This window comes from Salinibacterium sp. AL4.1 (assembly GCF_059767305.1).
Genome location: NZ_JBSOQK010000001.1, coordinates 1298982 through 1317271, shown reverse-complemented (window position 1 = coordinate 1317271; position 18290 = coordinate 1298982). Strand labels below are relative to the sequence as shown.

General features: G+C 62.5%; 20 protein-coding genes, 3 tRNA genes and 1 pseudogene. 17 read left to right on the top strand and 7 right to left on the bottom strand.

Going from position 1 to position 18290, the window contains the following annotated elements:
• Positions 1-15: 15 nt before the first annotated feature.
• Positions 16-325: pseudogene (locus ACWTV3_RS06520) on the top strand (neutral zinc metallopeptidase); the annotation flags it as partial.
• A gap of 82 nt (positions 326-407) precedes the next feature.
• Here ACWTV3_RS06520 and ACWTV3_RS06515 read toward each other — a convergent pair.
• The 5 genes from ACWTV3_RS06515 to ACWTV3_RS06495 form a co-directional block, all read right to left on the bottom strand.
• Positions 408-800, bottom strand: a complete 393-nt coding sequence (locus tag ACWTV3_RS06515; RefSeq protein ID WP_498477360.1) for a hypothetical protein — start codon at positions 798-800, stop codon at positions 408-410.
• A 117-nt stretch (positions 801-917) separates the two neighbouring features.
• Positions 918-1358, bottom strand: a complete 441-nt coding sequence (locus ACWTV3_RS06510; protein ID WP_498477359.1) for a hypothetical protein — start codon at positions 1356-1358, stop codon at positions 918-920.
• A gap of 333 nt (positions 1359-1691) precedes the next feature.
• Positions 1692-1764 (bottom strand) — tRNA-Phe (locus ACWTV3_RS06505).
• Positions 1765-1843: 79 nt separating this feature from the next.
• Positions 1844-1917: transfer RNA gene (locus tag ACWTV3_RS06500), tRNA-Asp, on the bottom strand.
• Positions 1918-1941: 24 nt separating this feature from the next.
• Positions 1942-2017 (bottom strand) — tRNA-Glu (locus ACWTV3_RS06495).
• 198 nt (positions 2018-2215) lie between these two features.
• Here ACWTV3_RS06495 and ACWTV3_RS06490 point away from each other — a divergent pair.
• The 3 genes from ACWTV3_RS06490 to ACWTV3_RS06480 all read left to right on the top strand — a co-directional run bounded on the left by ACWTV3_RS06490 (position 2216) and on the right by ACWTV3_RS06480 (position 5214).
• Positions 2216-3481 (top strand): peptidoglycan DD-metalloendopeptidase family protein, encoded by a 1266-nt coding sequence (locus ACWTV3_RS06490; RefSeq protein WP_498477358.1) that lies wholly within the window; start codon positions 2216-2218, stop codon positions 3479-3481.
• 191 nt (positions 3482-3672) lie between these two features.
• Positions 3673-4983 (top strand): peptidoglycan DD-metalloendopeptidase family protein, encoded by a 1311-nt coding sequence (locus tag ACWTV3_RS06485; RefSeq protein ID WP_498477946.1) that lies wholly within the window; start codon positions 3673-3675, stop codon positions 4981-4983.
• Positions 4984-5034: 51 nt separating this feature from the next.
• Positions 5035-5214 (top strand): hypothetical protein, encoded by a 180-nt coding sequence (locus ACWTV3_RS06480; protein WP_498477357.1) that lies wholly within the window; start codon positions 5035-5037, stop codon positions 5212-5214.
• 83 nt (positions 5215-5297) lie between these two features.
• On the opposite strand, the gene ACWTV3_RS06475 is transcribed toward ACWTV3_RS06480, so the two are convergent.
• A complete protein-coding gene (locus tag ACWTV3_RS06475; RefSeq protein WP_498477356.1) occupies positions 5298-5789 on the bottom strand; it encodes an inorganic diphosphatase in 492 nt (163 codons plus the stop codon).
• Positions 5790-5837: 48 nt separating this feature from the next.
• Here ACWTV3_RS06475 and tilS point away from each other — a divergent pair, with 48 nt between their 5' ends.
• From tilS to panC, 13 genes are all read left to right on the top strand, one after another.
• Complete coding sequence (gene tilS, locus ACWTV3_RS06470) at positions 5838-6881, top strand: tRNA lysidine(34) synthetase TilS (RefSeq protein ID WP_498477355.1); 1044 nt, start codon at positions 5838-5840, stop codon at positions 6879-6881.
• Complete coding sequence (hpt, locus tag ACWTV3_RS06465; protein ID WP_129072323.1) at positions 6871-7422, top strand: hypoxanthine phosphoribosyltransferase; 552 nt, start codon at positions 6871-6873, stop codon at positions 7420-7422. Before tilS ends, hpt begins: the two co-directional genes overlap by 11 nt.
• 10 nt (positions 7423-7432) lie before the next feature.
• Positions 7433-8866: a serine hydrolase domain-containing protein gene (locus ACWTV3_RS06460; RefSeq protein WP_498477354.1), complete on the top strand. Its 1434-nt coding sequence runs from the start codon at positions 7433-7435 to the stop codon at positions 8864-8866.
• A 172-nt stretch (positions 8867-9038) separates the two neighbouring features.
• Positions 9039-11042 carry an ATP-dependent zinc metalloprotease FtsH gene (ftsH, locus tag ACWTV3_RS06455; RefSeq protein WP_498477353.1) on the top strand — a complete coding sequence of 668 codons (2004 nt, stop codon included), beginning with the start codon at positions 9039-9041 and terminating at the stop codon, positions 11040-11042.
• Positions 11043-11049: 7 nt separating this feature from the next.
• Complete coding sequence (folE, locus tag ACWTV3_RS06450) at positions 11050-11634, top strand: GTP cyclohydrolase I FolE (RefSeq protein ID WP_498477352.1); 585 nt, start codon at positions 11050-11052, stop codon at positions 11632-11634.
• Positions 11635-11662: 28 nt separating this feature from the next.
• Complete coding sequence (gene folP / locus ACWTV3_RS06445) at positions 11663-12454, top strand: dihydropteroate synthase (RefSeq protein WP_498477945.1); 792 nt, start codon at positions 11663-11665, stop codon at positions 12452-12454.
• On the top strand, positions 12451-12870 hold the full coding sequence (gene folB / locus ACWTV3_RS06440; protein ID WP_498477351.1) for a dihydroneopterin aldolase: 420 nt from the start codon (positions 12451-12453) through the stop codon (positions 12868-12870). The genes folP and folB overlap by 4 nt, the downstream gene beginning before the upstream one ends.
• Positions 12867-13397 (top strand): 2-amino-4-hydroxy-6-hydroxymethyldihydropteridine diphosphokinase, encoded by a 531-nt coding sequence (gene folK, locus ACWTV3_RS06435; RefSeq protein ID WP_498477350.1) that lies wholly within the window; start codon positions 12867-12869, stop codon positions 13395-13397. The genes folB and folK overlap by 4 nt, the downstream gene beginning before the upstream one ends.
• Positions 13391-13879 carry a DUF3180 domain-containing protein gene (locus tag ACWTV3_RS06430; protein WP_498477349.1) on the top strand — a complete coding sequence of 163 codons (489 nt, stop codon included), beginning with the start codon at positions 13391-13393 and terminating at the stop codon, positions 13877-13879. The genes folK and ACWTV3_RS06430 overlap by 7 nt, the downstream gene beginning before the upstream one ends.
• Positions 13876-14361: a PH domain-containing protein gene (locus ACWTV3_RS06425; RefSeq protein ID WP_498477348.1), complete on the top strand. Its 486-nt coding sequence runs from the start codon at positions 13876-13878 to the stop codon at positions 14359-14361. Before ACWTV3_RS06430 ends, ACWTV3_RS06425 begins: the two co-directional genes overlap by 4 nt.
• Positions 14358-16184: a PH domain-containing protein gene (locus ACWTV3_RS06420; RefSeq protein ID WP_498477347.1), complete on the top strand. Its 1827-nt coding sequence runs from the start codon at positions 14358-14360 to the stop codon at positions 16182-16184. Before ACWTV3_RS06425 ends, ACWTV3_RS06420 begins: the two co-directional genes overlap by 4 nt.
• On the top strand, positions 16184-16933 hold the full coding sequence (locus tag ACWTV3_RS06415; RefSeq protein WP_498477346.1) for a Rossmann-like and DUF2520 domain-containing protein: 750 nt from the start codon (positions 16184-16186) through the stop codon (positions 16931-16933). The genes ACWTV3_RS06420 and ACWTV3_RS06415 overlap by 1 nt, the downstream gene beginning before the upstream one ends.
• Complete coding sequence (gene panC / locus ACWTV3_RS06410) at positions 16930-17793, top strand: pantoate--beta-alanine ligase (protein ID WP_498477345.1); 864 nt, start codon at positions 16930-16932, stop codon at positions 17791-17793. Before ACWTV3_RS06415 ends, panC begins: the two co-directional genes overlap by 4 nt.
• Here the strand turns inward: panC and ACWTV3_RS06405 are convergent.
• Positions 17790-18215, bottom strand: coding sequence for a GNAT family acetyltransferase (locus ACWTV3_RS06405; protein WP_498477344.1), 426 nt, complete (start codon positions 18213-18215; stop codon positions 17790-17792). The two genes, panC and ACWTV3_RS06405, sit on opposite strands and share 4 nt — an antisense overlap.
• Positions 18216-18290 lie beyond the last annotated feature (75 nt).

The window sequence follows — 18290 nt, the reverse complement described above, 5'->3', positions numbered from 1 at the left end:
CCGACCGGGTCTCGCGCCGCGGGCGGCCCCTTCTATTGCCCGCCCGACGAGACGATCTACGTTGACACTGCGTTCTATGACGACCTGCGCACGCGCTTCGGTTCCACCGGCGGTCCCCTGGCCGAAATGTACGTGATTGCTCACGAGTGGTGCCCTCAGCGCAGCTTCTGCGGTCGGCAACGATCGCATCCAGGAGTCAACACGGGGTCAAGTAATTCCCGAGACGTGGACGCACGGCTCAAGCGATAAGCGTCAGCAGTGGTTCACGACCGGGCTCGAGGGCGGGCCCAACGCCTGCAACCTGTTCGAGGTCGCGACTCTGTAAGCGACGCGGCGAGTCTTACTCTCGTGACGGCACCGTCGCGAACTTCGTGCCGCGTCGGTCACGATCTATCTCCGCGGGGTCTCTAGGGGCGCGCTTCGGGAGCGCGCGAAGGCGGCGTGAGCTGAAACACGGCGTACGCCGCGATCGCGGTGAGAAGGATGTTGGCCCAGTCAGCGTTGAACGAATCGTTGGGCAGATACTGCTCTAGGAACGCGGACAAGCTGCGGATGGCGATGCTCCAGATGCTGAGGGTGAGAAACGCTCTGCGCGCCCATCCTTGGCCACGCTTCAGCAGGATCAGCAGGCCGAAGTTGAAGATGCCAGCCATGACGAGCGAGACACTTGCGTCGGACGCGGGGAACAAGCTCCACACCACCGCAATAGATTGTGCGACGATCGCAATGGTGAGCCAGGGAAAGTCTGGCTGGTCGTCAATAACCGGTTCAGTGCTCGCTTCGGCGTTCTGTTCAGTCACTCTCAAATCTTTCCACGAGAACTCGCGATCGCTAGCTCGCGAAGATGCCCCAAGTTGAGGGTCGCGGCAGCAGTGGCAGCGGCATTGGCATTCGCGAGCTGGGGAAATTTCGCTGGCTCAGCGAGGTGATGGGGTGTTGTCGGGAGTGCGCTGCGGCTCAGGGAAAAGCAACGCAAAGACTTCGCTGGTGAGGTACTTAGGAAAAGCCAACGCTAAATCGCCAGCACCCGTCGAAACTGTGAAGTGCGCCGAGTCTGCCCACCCTGGGGTGGTGCCGAAGCGGGGATCCCCGTCAATCGGCTTTAAAGCGAGCACGGCAACCGTGCGATTGCCAACAATTCCCGTAGTTGGCGAGAACTTCAGCTGACGGTCGGCGATCTCACTCACGCCAAAGCTCCACTCGGTTCCGATGTTGAGAACGCGGCCATCCAGCGCTCGAATCGCGCACATCACTTTCTGGGCCTCAAGAAGTCGACGATCACGCGTTCGGTGGTTCATCGGGTTCACCGGTAGCCACGCGGCGAAGAGTAGAACCAGAAACTCGAGGAGTGCGCTCACTGCGTAGGGGCTCCTCACGCTGGTCTGTGCGGCGAGCGTTTTCGCTTCCGTGGGAACAGAGCGTACTCAGATTTCGCCTGTAAAGGTACGTTGCTCAATCCTGCCTTCGAAAACTCAGGAGATTGGCGAACGCCTGCATGCAGATCTCAGAAGAAACCTGGGCTTGTTGGGCGCTCGTTCCGGGATCTCCTGAATTTCCGTAGCGGTCACATCGAAAGGCAGAAGGCCGGCCAGCGTTCGATGGAAATGCAGGGCCGAGCCCGAGTCGGGCGCGGAAGCCCACGTGGGCAAAAAAATGACCCTCGCCCGGTAGAAGCCCGGGAAAGGGTCAAGTGGCTCCGACGGGCGTCGATCCCGTGACCTCACGATTTTCAGTCGTGCGCTCTACCAACTGAGCTACAGAGCCGTAAGAGTTTCCTCCTACGCGCAAGAGTTGCCCCTTGCTACAGAAAAAGCCCCTCCTTGCGAAGAGGCTTTCTGTTTTGCGACCCTGACCGGACTTGAACCGGCGACCTCCGCCGTGACAGGGCGGCGCGCTAACCAACTGCGCTACAGGGCCAAGCTATTAAATTCTGTGTGTGTCTGGTGACCCCAACGGGATTCGAACCCGTGCTGCCGCCGTGAAAGGGCGGTGTCCTAGGCCACTAAACGATGGGGCCTCGAAGTCACAGAACTTCTTAGCTACCGAGGGAAAAGCATACGGTGCGTTTCGTGATTTACCAAACTGAGAAGCAAACTGCCTGATATTTCTCGAAGCGCTTTTTCCAACAGGCTTAAATGTACCCGACTTTTGAGGCGCCTGATACTACGTTCAGTAAGTGGTTGAGACTTTTGCGCCGAGGGGAATAATGAAGGTCATGCATTCGAGTAGCGGAACCACGGCAACCAGAGCCCGCCGCCCCCTGACTTTTCGCGTGATTGGCTTCGCCGCAGCCCTCAGCCTCGTGGTCGGAGTGAGCGTTGTGGCCGGCACAAGCCAGGCCGCCTTCGCCGACGACTACCCCACGTGGAGCGACGTCACCGAAGCCCGCAACGATGAAGCCGCGACCAAGAAGGTCGTCGAGCGCATCGAGGCTGCTCTTGTTCAGCTTGAGGCTGACGCCGCGGCCGCTCAGAAGAATGCCGAAGAAAAGGGCAACATCTGGCAAGAGGCTGATACCAAGTACCAGGCCAAGGCCACCCAGACTGAAACTTTGCAAGAACAAGCGGATGCCGCGAGCGTCGAAGCGGACGAAGCCGAGACACGCATCGGTGAGCTTGCATCGCGGCTCGTGCGTGCCGGCGGTGGCGACGTAACTACCAGCCTTCTGGCCAACTCGCAGGACGCCGACGCGTTGCTCTACAACCTCGGTATGTCGGCGAAGATTTCGCAGCAGACATCCGCCCTCTTTGAGAGCGCCGTTCAGGCTCGCAATACGGCGCAGTCACTGACCGATGCTGCTGAGGTCGCTCGCGCTGAGCTGGAGATCCTCAAGATCGCCGCTGAAGAAGCGTTCGCCGAGGCTCAGGCTGCGGCTCAAGCCGCCGAAGAAGCTCTCGCCGAGCAGCAAGAGCGCAAGATCGAGTTTGACGCTCAGCTCGCAGCCTTGACGTCTGCTCGTGAAGCAACTGAAGCGAGCTACCTTGAGGGCGTGCGGGAACGTGAGGCCGCTCGTGCGGCCGAAGAGGCGGCGGCACAGGTGCCGAACTTGGATGCTGGTGAGATCAGCCTGAGCGGTTGGGCGCGGCCGGCTGGCGGCTACATCACTTCCGTTTACGGGTACAGCTCGAATTATGGTTCCAGCTTCCACAAGGGCACCGATATCGGTGCGAGTTGTGGCGCCGGCATTTACGCGGCGTCGAGTGGAACCGTGGTCTACGCCGGTTATGGCTGGAACGGTGGCTACGGAAACTACATCATCCTCGAGCACGCTGGCGGATTGCGCACCGCGTACGGTCACATCGTCGACGGTGGTATCGAGGTTTCTTATGGCCAGAGCGTGGCCGTGGGCACAAGGATCGCCAGCGTGGGTACAACCGGAAACTCCACCGGATGCCACCTTCACTTTGAGGTGCGCCCCAACGGGTGGGATACGACCGACCCCGTTCCGTTCATGGCGGGCCAAGGCATTCAACTCGGCTAACGCCTCAGCGAGTGCGGGCCGAGAAGCTGTACTTCGGCATCTACGGCGACAAGTGCCCCGTCATGTCGCAATTGCATTCAATAAAAGGTTGAGACTTTTGGGTCGCATGTTGTTAGTGTGGTCAATGTTATTCGTGTGACTAATGGCCATTAGTCGGCGCTCAACAATGTTTAGGGGAACAATTGAAGGTCATGCATGCGCGTCGGGGGACCGCAGCAAAGCCCAGGCTTCGCTCACAATCTTTTCGAGTTATCGGTTTCGTCGCGGCGCTCAGCCTTGTCGTCGGGGTCAGTGTTGTCGCGGGAAACAGCCAGGCTGCTTTCGCCGATGACTACCCGACATGGAGTGAAGTCACCGAAGCCCGCAACAACGAAGCGGCGACTCAGCAGGTAGTCGACCGCATCAAGGCCGCGCTGGTCGAGCTCGAGAATCAAGCCGTTGCCGCTCAAAAGGATTCCGAAGAAAAGGGAAACGTGTGGCAAGAGGCCGACACGAAGTACCAGGCCAAATCCGCGCAGACGGAAGCTTTGCAAGAGCAGGCGGATGACGCCAGCGCCGAAGCCGATGACGCTGAACAGCGCATCGGCGAGCTGGCCGCGCGCCTCGTGCGCGCCGGCGGCGGAGACGTCACCACCAGCCTTCTTGCCAACTCTCAGGATGCCGACGCACTGCTGTACAACTTGGGAATGTCTTCGAAGATTTCCCAGCAGACTTCAGCTCTCTTCGATAACGCAGTCCAAGCGCGCAACACCGCCCAGTCGCTTTCGGATGCTGCAGAAGTGGCCCGCGCTGAGCTGGAAGTGTTGAAGATCGCCGCTGAGGAAGCGTTTGAGGAAGCTCAAGCAGCAGCAGCAGCGGCAGAGTCCGCCGTCGCGGAACAGCAAGAGCGCAAGGACGAGTTCGAAGCGCAGCTTGCCGCTCTCACCGCAGAGCGCGTAATCACCGAAGCTGACTATCAGGCTGGGGTGCAGAAACGCGAAGAAGAACGCATCGCCGCTGAGAAGGCGGCTGCTGCTGCGGCAGCCGCGGCTGCCGCTGCCGCCGCCGCTCAAAACGGTGGCTCTAGTGGTGGTTCAGGCTCCTCGAGCGCCAACGGTTGGACTAAGCCCGCCTATGGCTACATCACGTCGGTGTACGGCTATAGCTCGAACTACGGTTCCAGCTTCCACAAGGGAACTGACATTGGCGCCAGCTGTGGCTCACCGATCTACGCCGCATCAAGCGGAACCGTCGTTTACGCCGGTTATGGCTGGAACGGCGGCTACGGCAACTACATCATCATCGAACACGCTGGTGGAGTGCGCACTGCCTACGGTCACATTATTGATGGCGGCATCAAGGTGTCGTACGGCCAGAGTGTGTCCGTCGGACAAAAAATCGCCGAGGTCGGAACCACCGGAAACTCCACCGGCTGCCACCTCCACTTTGAAGTTCGTCCCAACGGCTGGGACACTACGAACCCCGTCACATTCATGTCCGGTAAGGGCGTTAGCCTCGGCTAACGTCTGAGCACACGCGTGAGGCAACGAGGTCTCTCGTAGAGGGAGCACGGCATGCACTCAGTCGCCGAGCGCATCCGCACCGAAGTCGGAACATTACACGTGCTCATCAACAACGCGGGCATCGTGCGCAGCGGCTACTTCTGGGAGCACGACGCGGCGCGCGGCATCCAAGTGGGCCATGATTGGCTGGAGCGGTTCGCTGCGGCTCGAGCTGACCAAGGCGAGCGCTGAGCCGCTCTCGCCGCTTAAACGCCAATGGCGAATGCCGAAGCATCCGCCATTGATCGTGCAGCGCGGTGTGCGCTGAGAGCTGCCTAGTGGCCTTCGGCCTTGAGCTTCTCGAAGCCAGCCTGAACGATTGCTTCCGCTTCAGCAGCGTCGCCCCAACCGTCGATCTTGACCCACTTGCCGGGCTCGAGGTCTTTGTAGTGCTCGAAGAAGTGCTCGATTTCCTTGCGCGTGAACTCAGGAACGTCGTTCAGGTCCTGAATGTGCGACCAGCGCGGGTCCTTGGCCTGAACACAGATGACCTTGGAGTCGATGCCGCCATCGTCGCTCATGTTGAGCACGGCGACCGGGCGAACCGAGACGCCCACACCGGGGAAGGTGGGGGCGTCGAGCAGAATCAGCGCGTCAACCGGGTCACCGTCGAGGCCGAGAGTGTTCTCGAAGAAGCCGTAGTCGGTGGGGTAGGCGAAGGTGGTGAAGAGAAAACGGTCGAGAAATACGCGACCGGTTTCGTGGTCGACTTCGTACTTGTTCCGGCTTCCGCGCGGAATCTCAACGACAACGTCGTATGCGGCCATGTAGCTGCTCCTAAGAAAAATGTGGGGTTGCTGCAATAACGTTACTGGATGCACTCCGAACGGCGCCCCCGTCTGACCCCCGCAATTGCTGATGTTCGGCGTGCAGTGCGCACTGCACTCAGTTCCTTGCCGGTGCCCGAAGGTTTATCGGCAGGCGCTGTCAAAGAGCAGCCGCTCGTTCTCGTCGCCCTCAGCGGCGGCCCCGACTCCCTCGCGCTGGCAGCCGCGACAGCCTTCGAAGCGTCCAAGGCTGGCCTGCGCGCCGGTGCCGTCATCGTGAACCACAACCTTCAAGACGGGTCAGCGGATGTCGCCGCCGCCGCCGCGCAGCAGGCGCACGACCTCGGGCTCGACCCCGTCGACATCCGCTCGGTACTCGTCGGTGACGCCGGAGGCCCCGAGTCTGCCGCCCGGGACGCGCGCTACGCGGCGCTCGCCGCTGCCGCCGCCGAGCATGGCGCGATCCGTGTGCTGCTCGGCCACACCCTCGACGACCAGGCTGAAACCGTGTTGCTCGGCCTTGCCCGCGGCAGCGGGGCCGGCAGCCTCAAGGGGATGGCAACGGACACCGGCCAGTACCTGCGGCCGCTGCTGGCTGTGCCGCGAACCACGACCGTTCAGTGCTGCGAAGACTCCGGCATCGTGGCGTGGAATGACCCGCACAACCTCGATACCGCGTACACGCGAGTGCGGGTGCGGCAGACTATTTTGCCGCTGCTGGAAAGCGAACTGGGGCCCGGCATCCGCGACGCTTTGGTGCGTACGGCCGACCAAGCGCGCGAAGATGCCGACGCTCTCGATCATTTTGCCGAAGAAATGGCCGAAGATTTGGCCGAGATTTCGGAGGCCGGAATCTCGTTGCCGGTGCGTGCGCTCGCTGCGAATCCTGCCGCGCTACGCCAGCGTTTGATTAGGTTGGCGGTGGCCAGCGAGTTCCATGTGTCGCTCAGTCGAACGCACACTCTGGAGATCGCGAGGCTCGTCACCGACTGGAGGGGGCAGGGGCCGATCGACGTTCCCGGCGTTAGGGTTGAACGACGAGAGAACCTACTCCACTTTTCGGCCCACAGTGAGGAACGCGATGCAGTTTAGCGATGTCGAAGGAGACCTCAGCGAGGTCCTTCTGACCCAAGAAGAGATCCACGAGAAGATCGCCGTGATGGCGCGTCAGATCGAGATCGACTACGCCGGCGAGAAGGTGCTGCTGGTTGGCGTGCTTCGCGGTGCCGTCATGGTGATGGCCGACCTGGCTCGCGAATTGGCTCTGCCCATCGAGATGGACTGGATGGCCGTCTCCTCGTACGGCGCCGGCACGCAGTCCTCGGGTGTCGTTCGCATCCTCAAAGACCTCGACAGCGACCTCGAGGGCCGCAAGGTTCTCATCGTGGAAGACATCATCGACTCGGGCCTCACGCTCTCGTGGCTGCTCGGCAACCTGCGCAGCCGTGGCGCTGCCTCGGTAGAAATTTGCACCCTGCTGCGTAAGCCGGATGCCGCCAAGGTCGAGGTTGACGTCAAGTACGTCGGTTTCGACATCCCGAACGCGTTCGTGGTCGGTTATGGCCTCGACTTCGCCGAGAAGTACCGCAACCTTCGCGGTATTGCAGTACTCGCGCCCCACGTATACGCGTAGGGCCGGCTGAATGCGGGCGAAGGCAGTAATTGATCAGGCGTCCAGCGAGATCGTTGGGTTGTTCGAGAATCGGGTAGCCGAGCAGAAGGCCCCAGCATCGTTCTTCGCGGTCTTCGGACCCGACGGCATCGTGCTGGAGGGTGGCTACGGCGAGAAAGTTCTCGGCGAGGGCAACGTTCCCGATCGTGACACGGTGTTCCGTATCGCGTCGTGCACGAAGAGTTTCACGTGCACGATGCTGCTGATGCTGCGCGATCGTGGCCAGCTCAACCTCGATGCGCCGATCACTGACTTCGTTCCCGCCTTCACCGCTCTCGAGCCCGCGGCGGCTCCCGTGACTCCGAGTGTGCGTCAGCTCATGACGATGTCGGCGGGGTTCCCGACCGATAACCCGTGGGGCGACCGCGTAGAGGAGATGACGCGGGCCGAGCTCGACGAGTTCATGGCGGCGGGCATCCGCTATTCCAGCTTGCCCGGCACTCGCTTTGAGTACTCGAACCTCGGCTACGCCCTGCTCGGTGAAGTCATTGCCGAGATCACGGGTCGCCCGTACATCGAAGCAATCGCCGCCGAAATTCTCGAGCCGCTTGGTCTCACCTCGACGACCTTTGCCGAAGATCCGGATGCCGATACCGCCCTCGGTTACCGACTCGCGAATGGGCAGTGGCAGGTTCAGCCGTTCACCGGGCCCGGAGTCTTCTCGGCCATGGGTGGTTTGTTTTCCAGCGCGACCGACCTTGTTCGTTGGTCGCTGTGGCTCGCGGGTGCCCTCGATCCGGAGGACACTTCAGACGGACCCCTGTCTGCCGCTAGCCGCCGTGAACTTCAGCAGATTCAGCGTGCGGTGCCCACGGGCATGTCGAAGGTCGCCGAGTTCTCCGAGCCGACCGCGCACGGTTATGGCTACGGCCTGTTCATCGATGAGGGTACGACGAAAATCGTGTCGCACTCGGGCGGTTACCCCGGCGTGAGTGCCCACATGCGCTGGCACGCGCCGACGGGGCTCGGCATCGTGGCGTTCGAGAATGGCACCTTTGCAGCATCCTCGATTCCGGCGACGCAGGCTCTGCAGGCCGCCCTCACCGCCTATGGCGAGTTGACGACGCCTGCTCCGGCGTGGCCCGAAACTTGTGCAGCGCGCGAGGTGTTCGACGGGCTTGTTCGTCAGTGGGATACCCCTACCGCCGACGAGCTCGCCGCCGTGAACCTGGCGCTCGATGTTCCGTGGACAGAACGCATCGCAGGGATCGCACAAGCCATCGCCGAAGTGGGGCCGCTCACGAGCGCTCCGCTCACGGAATTGCCGCGCACCCTCAGCGATACTCCGGCTGCGACGAACTGGACGATCGCGGGAGAGCGCGGACGACTCAAGTGCCACATCTTGATGAGTCCAGAGCTTCCGCCGCGCGTTCAGACCTTCACCGTTACAGCCGAAAACGAGTAGCACAGCAGACATCAGCGCTCGCCGCGACCGTGGCTGCGTCCTGAGTAACCACAACGGGGCCCAGCACGCATTACGCCGAGGGCAAACACGCAGTGGTCTTGCAGCGCGATACCGGTAACCTTGCAGCACGTTTCTTCAGAGAGAGGCACTGGGTCACCCGACTCGGAACATCATGGATTTTAAGCGCATTTTTCGCGGCCCGGTCCCGTACATCATCATCGGTATCGCCGCCGTCTCGATCGCCGCGAGCTTGCTCCTAGGCGAGGGCTACAAAGAGATCTCCACTCAAGAGGGCCTCGACCTTCTTCAGGGATCGACGGTGTCCTCAGCCACCATCATTGACGGTGAGCAGCGCGTTGACCTCGAGCTCTCCAAAGCTGACGGCGACAACGGCACGAAGGTGCAGTTCTACTACGTAGCGCCGCGTGGCACCGAGATCGTTTCTGCGGTCAACGGCGCCGACGTGAAGGAATTCAACGACCAGGTTCCTCAGGAGAACTTCTTCGTTTCGTTCCTCTCGATCATGCTGCCGTTCCTGATCATCGGCATCATCTTCTTCTTCATCTTCAGCCGCATGCAGGGTGGCGGCGGCAAGGTCATGCAGTTCGGCAAGTCGAAGGCCAAGCTCGTGGGTAAAGACACCCCGCAGGCAACGTTCGCGGATGTCGCTGGTGCTGACGAGGCCATCGAAGAGCTGGAAGAAATCAAAGACTTCCTGAAGGAGCCGGCCAAGTTCTTGGCTGTTGGTGCTCGCATTCCGAAGGGCGTACTGCTGTACGGCCCTCCCGGAACCGGTAAGACCCTGTTGGCCAAGGCCACCGCGGGTGAAGCTGGCGTGCCCTTCTACACAATCTCCGGTTCTGACTTCGTCGAAATGTTCGTGGGTGTCGGTGCAAGCCGTGTTCGTGACCTCTTCGAGCAGGCCAAGCAGAACGCTCCCGCGATCATCTTCATCGACGAGATCGATGCTGTCGGTCGCCACCGTGGTGCCGGAATCGGTGGCGGTAACGATGAGCGCGAGCAGACCCTCAACCAGCTGCTGGTTGAAATGGACGGCTTTGACGCCACCGCCAACGTGATCTTGATCGCTGCTACCAACCGCCCCGACGTTCTCGACCCCGCGCTGCTGCGCCCGGGTCGCTTCGATCGCCAGATCGGTGTGGATGCTCCCGACAAGGGCGGCCGCAAGCAGATTCTCGAAGTGCACGCCAAGGGCAAGCCCATGGCCGAAGGTGTCGATCTGGAAGTTCTTGCTCGCAAGACACCCGGATTCACCGGTGCAGACCTTGCCAACGTGCTCAACGAAGCAGCCCTGTTGACCGCTCGCTCCAACGCGCAGCTCATCGACAACCGTGCTCTCGACGAGGCCGTCGACCGCGTTATGGCCGGGCCGCAGCGTCGTTCGCGCCTCATGAACGAGAAAGAAAAGCTCGTGACGGCCTACCACGAAGGTGGTCACGCCGTGGCTGCCGCTTCGATGCGCAATAGCGACCCTGTCACTAAGATCACGATCCTTCCTCGCGGTCGTGCGCTCGGCTACACGATGGTTATGCCGCTCGAGGATAAGTACTCCGTATCGCGTAACGAACTGCTCGATCAGCTCGCCTACGCGATGGGTGGCCGCGTCGCGGAAGAAATCGTGTTCCACGACCCGACTACCGGCGCCTCCAACGACATTGAAAAGGCAACCTCGATTGCTCGTCGCATGGTCACCGAGTACGGCATGAGTGCTCGTGTCGGTTCGGTCAAGCTCGGCTCCGGCTCTAGCGAACCGTTCATGGGGCGCGACATGGGTTCGAGCCGCGAATACTCCGACGACATGGCCAAGCTCATCGACGACGAGGTGCGGTTGCTCATCGAGCAGGCCCACGACGAGGCCTGGCAGATGCTCAACGAGAACCGCAAGGTGCTCGACAAGCTTGCCCGCGAACTCATGGAGAAAGAGACGCTCGACCACGTTGAGCTCGACAAGATCTTCAAGGGAATGGCCAAGTTGCCCGAGCGCCCCCAGTGGCTTTCGAGTGACGCCCGCCCCGTTTCGCAACTGCCTCCCATCAAGATTCCTAAGAAAAAGGTTGTTGACGCAGACTCTGAAGCAACGGATGACGACACCACGCCATCGAAGCCGGCACGCACTCCACGGCCACGCAAGTCGCCGGGTGTAGCACCGGCCTAGGGGCAGCATGTCGATCGACCTCGCACGCATCGAAGCTGCGGTAGCCGAGATTTTGGATGCCGTAGGAGAGGACCCGAAACGGGCTGGCCTGACTGCCACCCCGCGTCGGGTTGCCGAGGCGTACGCCGAGTTCTTTGCGGGCAACGAGATCGACCCGCTCACGCACCTGTCAGACAGTATCGAGTTCACCGCGAAGGCAGACCAAACCGGTGAACTCGTGCTGCTGCGCGACATCGAGTTCCGCTCGATGTGCGAGCACCACTTGCTGCCATTTTTGGGCGTCGCCCACGTCGCGTACATTCCGGATGAGCGCATCATCGGGCTCGGCAACATCGCCCGGGTGGTCGAGACGATCGCCGCTCGTGCACAACTGCAGGAGCGACTGACTGAAGAGATTGCCGACGCTTTCGATGAAGGGCTTTCCCCTCGCGGAGTGCTCGTGGTCGTGGATGCCGTGCACGGTTGTGTGTCAGCCCGCGGCCCGCGCCAAACGGCAAGCTCGACCGTGACCCTCGCCTCGCGCGGCGCATTGAGCGATCCCGTGGAGCGTGCCGAAGTGATGGCGCTCATCGGTCGAGGGCGCGATGCGTAGAGCACCCCGCGTGACCGTTCCCCAGATCATGGGCATTCTCAACGTCACGCCCGATTCCTTTAGCGACGGCGGACAGTTCGAGCACGTTGACGCCGCCATCGCGCGCGGAATCGAGCTGCGCAACAACGGCGCGGATGTCGTCGATGTCGGCGGAGAATCGACCCGCCCTGGCGCCGAACGGGTGTCGCCCGCGCTTGAGCAGCAGCGGGTAATCCCGGTGATTGAGGCGCTCACGGCAGAGGGCGTAACCGTGAGCATCGACACGATGAATGCCGAAACTGCACTCGCTGCGGCGAAGGCGGGAGCATCCATCATCAACGATGTCTCAGGCGGGTTAGCCGACCCCGAGATGTATCGGATCGTGGCCGAAACAGACTTGATTTACATTGCCATGCACTGGCGAGGGCACAGCACCGAGATGGACCAACTGACGCAGTATGACGACGTGGTCGCCGACGTGCGCAGCGAGCTGAAGGCGCGGTTGGCCGAGATGATGGTGTGGGGAGTGAAGCCCAATCGGGTGGTGCTCGACCCGGGTCTCGGCTTCGCGAAGAAGTCGCGTCACAACTGGGCGCTGTTGGGGCGGATCGACGAGCTGACGTCTTTGGGGCATCCGGTGCTCATTGGGGCTTCACGCAAAAGATTTCTCGCGTCGATGTTGCCGACCGATGCGCCGCCCGCCGATCGAGATTTGGCCACCGCTGTCATCAGCAATGTTGCGGCCGAAGCAGGAGTGTGGGCCGTTCGTGTGCATGACGTTCCCTCGACCCAGATCGCACTCTCCGTGTATCGCGCCATGCAGAAGGGCAAGAAACGATGAATCCCGCACTGGACGAAATCACCCTCACCGGCCTGCGCGCCACCGCCTTCCACGGCGTCTTCGACCACGAACGTCGCGACGGTCAAACCTTCGTGATTGACGCGACCGTGTACCTCGACTTTGCCGCCGCCGCCAGCACCGATGACCTGGCCCGCACCATCCACTACGGCGAACTGGCCGAAGAGATCGTTGCCGCGGTCGAAAGCAACCCCGTTGACCTCATCGAAACGGTGGCCGAGCGCATCGCCGCCGTCGTGCTCGCCCACGACGCCGCCGTGAGTACCAAGATCACCCTGCACAAGCCCGAAGCGCCCATCACCGTACCCTTCGCCGATGTGGCCGTCACGATCACGCGCCACCGTGCAGCTCGCGCGCAGACCGCGGGCTTTAGCGCAGCGCCGCAGCCGCTCTCATGATTCGCCAACAACGACTGCGCGTCGAACTTCCCGTGATGCTCGCGCTCGGCAGCAATCTCGGCGACCGCGAAACTACCCTGCGCGACGCCGTTCATGCGATCAACGCCACCGAGGGCGTGACCGTGGATGCCGCCTCGAGCATCGTGCAGACGCCGGCGTTGAAACTGTCCGGCATCGACCACTCGGCCCCGGCATATCTCAACGCGGTCGTGTCTGCCCGCAGCGCGCTGGAGCCCCACGCCCTGCTCACTGAACTGCAGCGCATCGAAGCCGACAACGGTCGCGTGCGCGACGAGCGCTGGGGCGACCGCACCCTCGACATCGACATCATCTCGTTCGCTCATCTCCAGGTGGATGACGAACTGCTGACGATCCCGCATCCGCGTGCCGCTGAGCGCGCCTTCGTTCTTGTGCCCCTGCTGCAACTCGACCCGCAGGCGAATCTCGCCGGAGTCGGAGCTGCTGCCGAATGCTTGAGCGCGATCGAGAACGATGCCACTGAGTTTGAGGCGGCACCTCTGTGGTAGCCCGCACCTCTGCGTTGCATCTGGTGACGATTGCGGCCGCGGGCGCCGCCGTCGGCTGGCTGCTTGAAGTTCTGCTCACGGCATCCGGAAACCCGATCGTGTTGCCGTCGATTGCGCTGGCCGTTTCGCTCTTTCTTATCGCCGTGATCGTCGTGGTGTTGGCGGTGCCGATCTATCGTTCTTCGCGCGGCCTGCGCAAAGAACGCGTGAATCCCTTCTTCGCTCTCCGGGTCGTGGTGCTCGCAAAAGCGTCGAGCTTCGCGGGTGCGCTCTTGGGCGGGGCCACTCTCGCGATCGCGTTCTACCTGCTGAGCCGCACTATTACACCGAGCAGCGGAACCGTGGCCACAAGCTTCGTAGTTTCGGGCGGCGCGGTAGTCTTGCTGATCGCAGGGCTGGTCGCGGAACGTTTGTGCACCCTGCCGCCTGACGATGACGACCCGTCATCGCAGCGTGCGACGGACCCCCAAGGAGTAGCGTGACTGAGCGACTCGATCTTCCCGACGCCGAGTGGCGCGGAGTGTCCCGCAAGTACGCCTTCGTCGAGGTAGGCGGGCTGCTCATCATAGGCGTCGTTCTCACTGTCGGCCTCTCGGTTCTGATCTATTTCATCGATAGCAGCTGGCTGGCGCCCATTCCTGTATCGCTGGGCATCATCTTCGTCATCAACATCCTCCTTACGCCCCGTCGAGTGCGCGCGATCGGCTACATACTGCGAGAGGATGACCTCGTCTTTCGTCGCGGATTGATGTTCCGCCGCGTGGTTGCTGTGCCCTATGGCCGCATGCAGCTCGTGGACATCAACCGCGGACCCCTCGATCGCGCCGTCGGCCTCAGCGAACTCAAGTTTGTGACGGCAGCGGCATCCACCGGAGTCGTTATTCCTGGCCTGCTCGAGCAGGATGCTGAGGAGTTGAGAGACACGCTCGTCGCCCTGGCCGAAAGCCGTAGGGCCGGACTGTGAGCGATCCACGCGAACCCGGCGATGCCGTCGAGCCCGTCCTTCCGCCTGAGCCCGCTGCCCCTCTTCAACCCCCGAGTGTTGTCGAACCGGCGAGCGTGAACGTCGCCGATTCTGTTGACGAGCCCGCCCCCGCCCCCGCCGTGGCACTGACGGTTCCCGAGAGCACTCGTCGTCTTGCCGATGGCGAGTGGCACCGGCTGCACCCGGCGACGCCGTTCTTGCGCGGCGGCATCGCGTTCGTGGCGATCATCGGTGTCATCGTTGTGAACGCCCGAGACGTTTTTCTCGACACCATCTTCGGTGGCGGTAGCCGGGAACTGCAGTTCCTTGAACGGTTCGCCGAGTCAAGCCTCGTGCTCTTGGCGATTCTCGCCGTCGTCGTCATTCTGCTGCTGAGCGTCGGCGGCTTCTACCTGTCGTGGCGGATGCACACCTTCCGCATCACCGATGAACTCGTTGAGGTGCGCAGCGGCATCGTGTTCCGCACCAACCGTCGCGGACGTCTCGACCGCATCCAGGGCATCAACATCTCGCGCCCGTTCCTGGCTCGACTCTTCGGCGCCGCCAAGCTCGAAGTCAACGTGGCCGGTCAAGACGCGAATGTTGAACTGGCTTATCTGGGATCGACTGGCGCGGATGACTTGCGCATCGCCATCCTGCAGCTTGCCTCGGGCACGCGGGCAGCGGAAGCGGCCGCAGCGACATCCGCCCAGCCGGCTGGCCTTGCGGGCGTCGGCGGGCTCGTCGAATCCCGGGTCAACGAACTTTTGGCCCCCGAGCTCGACCCGAACACGGCACCGCCCGAGTCGATCGTGCGCATCAGTATTCCGCGATTGATCGGATCGCTACTGCTGAGCGGACCGACAGTGTTTGCCGTTCTGGCGGCCATCGGCATCGTCACCACGGTCGTGACTACGGGCGATTTTGGGTGGATCTTCATTATTCTTCCCGGTTTCCTGGGGCTCGCCGGTTACCTCGGCTCTAGGCTCACGCGGTCGCTTCGGTACTCCATCGCATCAACGGCTGACGGCATCCGAGTCGGCTACGGCCTGTTGTCGACAACTAACGAGACGCTGCCGCCCGGCCGTATTCACGCCGTCGAGGTGTCGCAACCGCTGTTGTGGCGCGCTGCCGGTTGGTGGGAAATCAAGATCAACACCGCCTCCCAAGCGGCGAGTTCGAGCGCTGCGACCGCCAAGACAACACTCTTGCCCGTGGGCGACATGAACGATGTGCACCGGGTGTTGCAGCTGGTGCTGCCGAGTCTCGCCGATGAAAAGTCGCGAGAGCTGCTCGAGTGCGGTCTTGCTGCCGGAGCCCACGACGATGCCTACGTCACCTCGCCCAAGCGCGCGGCCATCCTGCGCTGGTTCTCATGGCGTCGCAACGGCTTCGTCCTGATTTCGGATGCTGTGGCGCTGCGCAAGGGGGCAATCTGGCGTTCGCTCGTGCTGGTGCCGCAAGCGCGCATGCAGAGCGTCAGCATGAACGAGGGCCCATTGCTGCGTCGTTTGCGCCTCGCGGAGCTGCGTATTCACACCGTCGCTGGCCCTATTTCAGCCACGATCGGTGCCATGGATCGCACCGATGTTGTGCGCTTCTTCGACGAGGTTGCGCACGCTGCGGTCAACGCGGCCGGTGTCGACACGAGCCACCGCTGGCGCAGCGCTGCAGCCGTATCTGACGGCGCCTCAGTGACCGAAACGCCTGAAGCCGGGACCCCGCCTGAGACCCAGGCAGCGGCCGAGGTGCACCCGGCGACTGCGACTCCAGCGACTCCCACAGCTCTCGAGAACCTTGCACCCCCGGAGGACCCCGCGTAATGGCTCATCCAGCAGGCCGGCTCGGCATCGGCATTATTGGCGCGGGTAAAGTGGGCCCGATTCTGGGCGCTGCGCTCGCGGGTGCCGGCCATGCGATTGTCGGTATCGCCGCCACGTCGGAACGAAACTTGGAGCGGGCGAGCGCGATTCTTCCTGAGGTTCCCGTGCTCGACATTCCGACTCTCGTCGAGCGCAGCGAACTCGTGATTCTGGCGATTCCCGAGAGCGAAATTGAATCCTTCGCGCAGGGCCTCGCCGACGCTGGGGTCTGGCAGCCGGGGCAACTCGTGCTGCACACCGCACCCGGGCTCGGTTTTGAAGCCTTGACGCCCGCGCTGAAAGCCGGGGCAATTCCGCTCGCCGTGTATCCGGCCATGGTGTTTACGGGAACGAGCCTCGACCTCACCCGCCTGCACGAAACCTATTGCGCCGTCAGCGCGCCCACCCCGGTGTTGCCGATCGCCCAAGCGCTTGTCGTCGAGATGGGCGCCGAGCCGCTCGTGATCGCCGAAAGCGAGCGCGCGGCGTGGGCCGAAGCGGTGAGCACCGCGACGAGCTTCTCGGCGGCCATCGTCGGTCAATCCATAGATTTGCTCGCTAGCGTGGGGGTGGATGCTCCCTCTCGCGTTTTGGGACCGCTACTGCGCTCCTCGGTAGAGAGTGCGCTCGCGCGTGCCACAGCGACTAGCATCGATGTTTCCTTGCTCGACCCCGAGCCGAGGCCCCATTCACAGGAGGACCCCTCGTGAGTTCACACCCCCGCCCGCAAGTTATTGAGACCGTCGCGGGAATGCGCGATGTGGTGGCGCACGAGCGCGCCGCAGGCCGCACCATTGCTTTGACGCCCACGCTGGGCGCTCTTCACCAGGGTCACCTCGCTCACGTTGAGCGCGCCGCCGAACTCGCCGATGTGCGCATCGTTTCGATCTTCGTGAACCCCACGCAGTTCGGCGCTAGCGAAGACCTCGACAAGTATCCGCGCACGATGGATGAAGATCTCGACATGCTCGGCGAGATGGGTGTCCCGTATGTTTTCGCGCCCAGTGTGGAGGAGATGTACCCGAAGGGGCCGACCTCCACCACGATTGCTGCCGGCCAGATCGGAACGATGTTCGAGGGCAAGACGCGCCCCGGCCACTTCGACGGTGTGCTCACGGTTGTCGCCAAACTGCTCGCCATCACGAGCCCGCAGTTCGTCACCTTCGGCCAGAAGGATGCCCAGCAGCTCTTTCTCGTTCGCCGCATGATCACCGACCTCAACATCCCGGTGCAACTCGAGATCATCGAAACCGTGCGCGAAGAAGACGGCCTCGCCCTCTCGAGCCGCAACCAGTTCTTGGATGCCCCCCAGCGCGAAGCGGCATCCATTCTGTCGACCGCATTGAATGCGGCGACCTCGGCCGCCGACAGTGGCCTCGATGCCGTGATCGCCGCCGCACAGGGTGCGCTCATGGGGGAGTCGGGCGTCGAGCTCGACTACTTCACCGTCGTCGATACCGACACCTTCATGCCGGTACCCGATGGCTACCGTGGGCCGGCTGTTGCCCTCGTCGCCGCACGCGTGGGGGAGACCCGTTTGATCGACAACGCGACCCTGTACGTCGGCTAGTCCAAGCGTTTCGCCAACACCTGAACGTCAGCATTCTCATACCCGAGCCGATCGTAGAACGCGGTCACCTGTTCGTTGCTCGAGCGAACCATGAGCTGCACCTTTACGGCACCGCGCTCGCGGAGCCAGTGCTCTGCCGCCTCCATAAGCTGCCGCCCGAGTCCTAAGCCGCGGTGCGAATCGGCGACAGTGAGGTAGTAAACCCAGCCCCGGTGACCGTCGTGACCGGTCATCACGGTGCCGATGAGTTTGTTGTCGACGAGGTCGGCGTCTTCGAATCCGCCGAGCACCGTAGACGTCGGCCCGTCGAAAGCTCGCTGGAGGTCAGCTTGCGGGGGATTCCAAGGCCGTGTCAGCCCGGCGGAGTCCCATAGATTGGCGGCCGCCTCGGAGTCAGCAGAGTCAAGCTCACGAATCTTCATGCTCTCATTCTGGCGGACGCGAGGTGCGGATGGGGCGCGAGCTGAGGGGCGGATGAGGCGAGCACCTGACCGGCC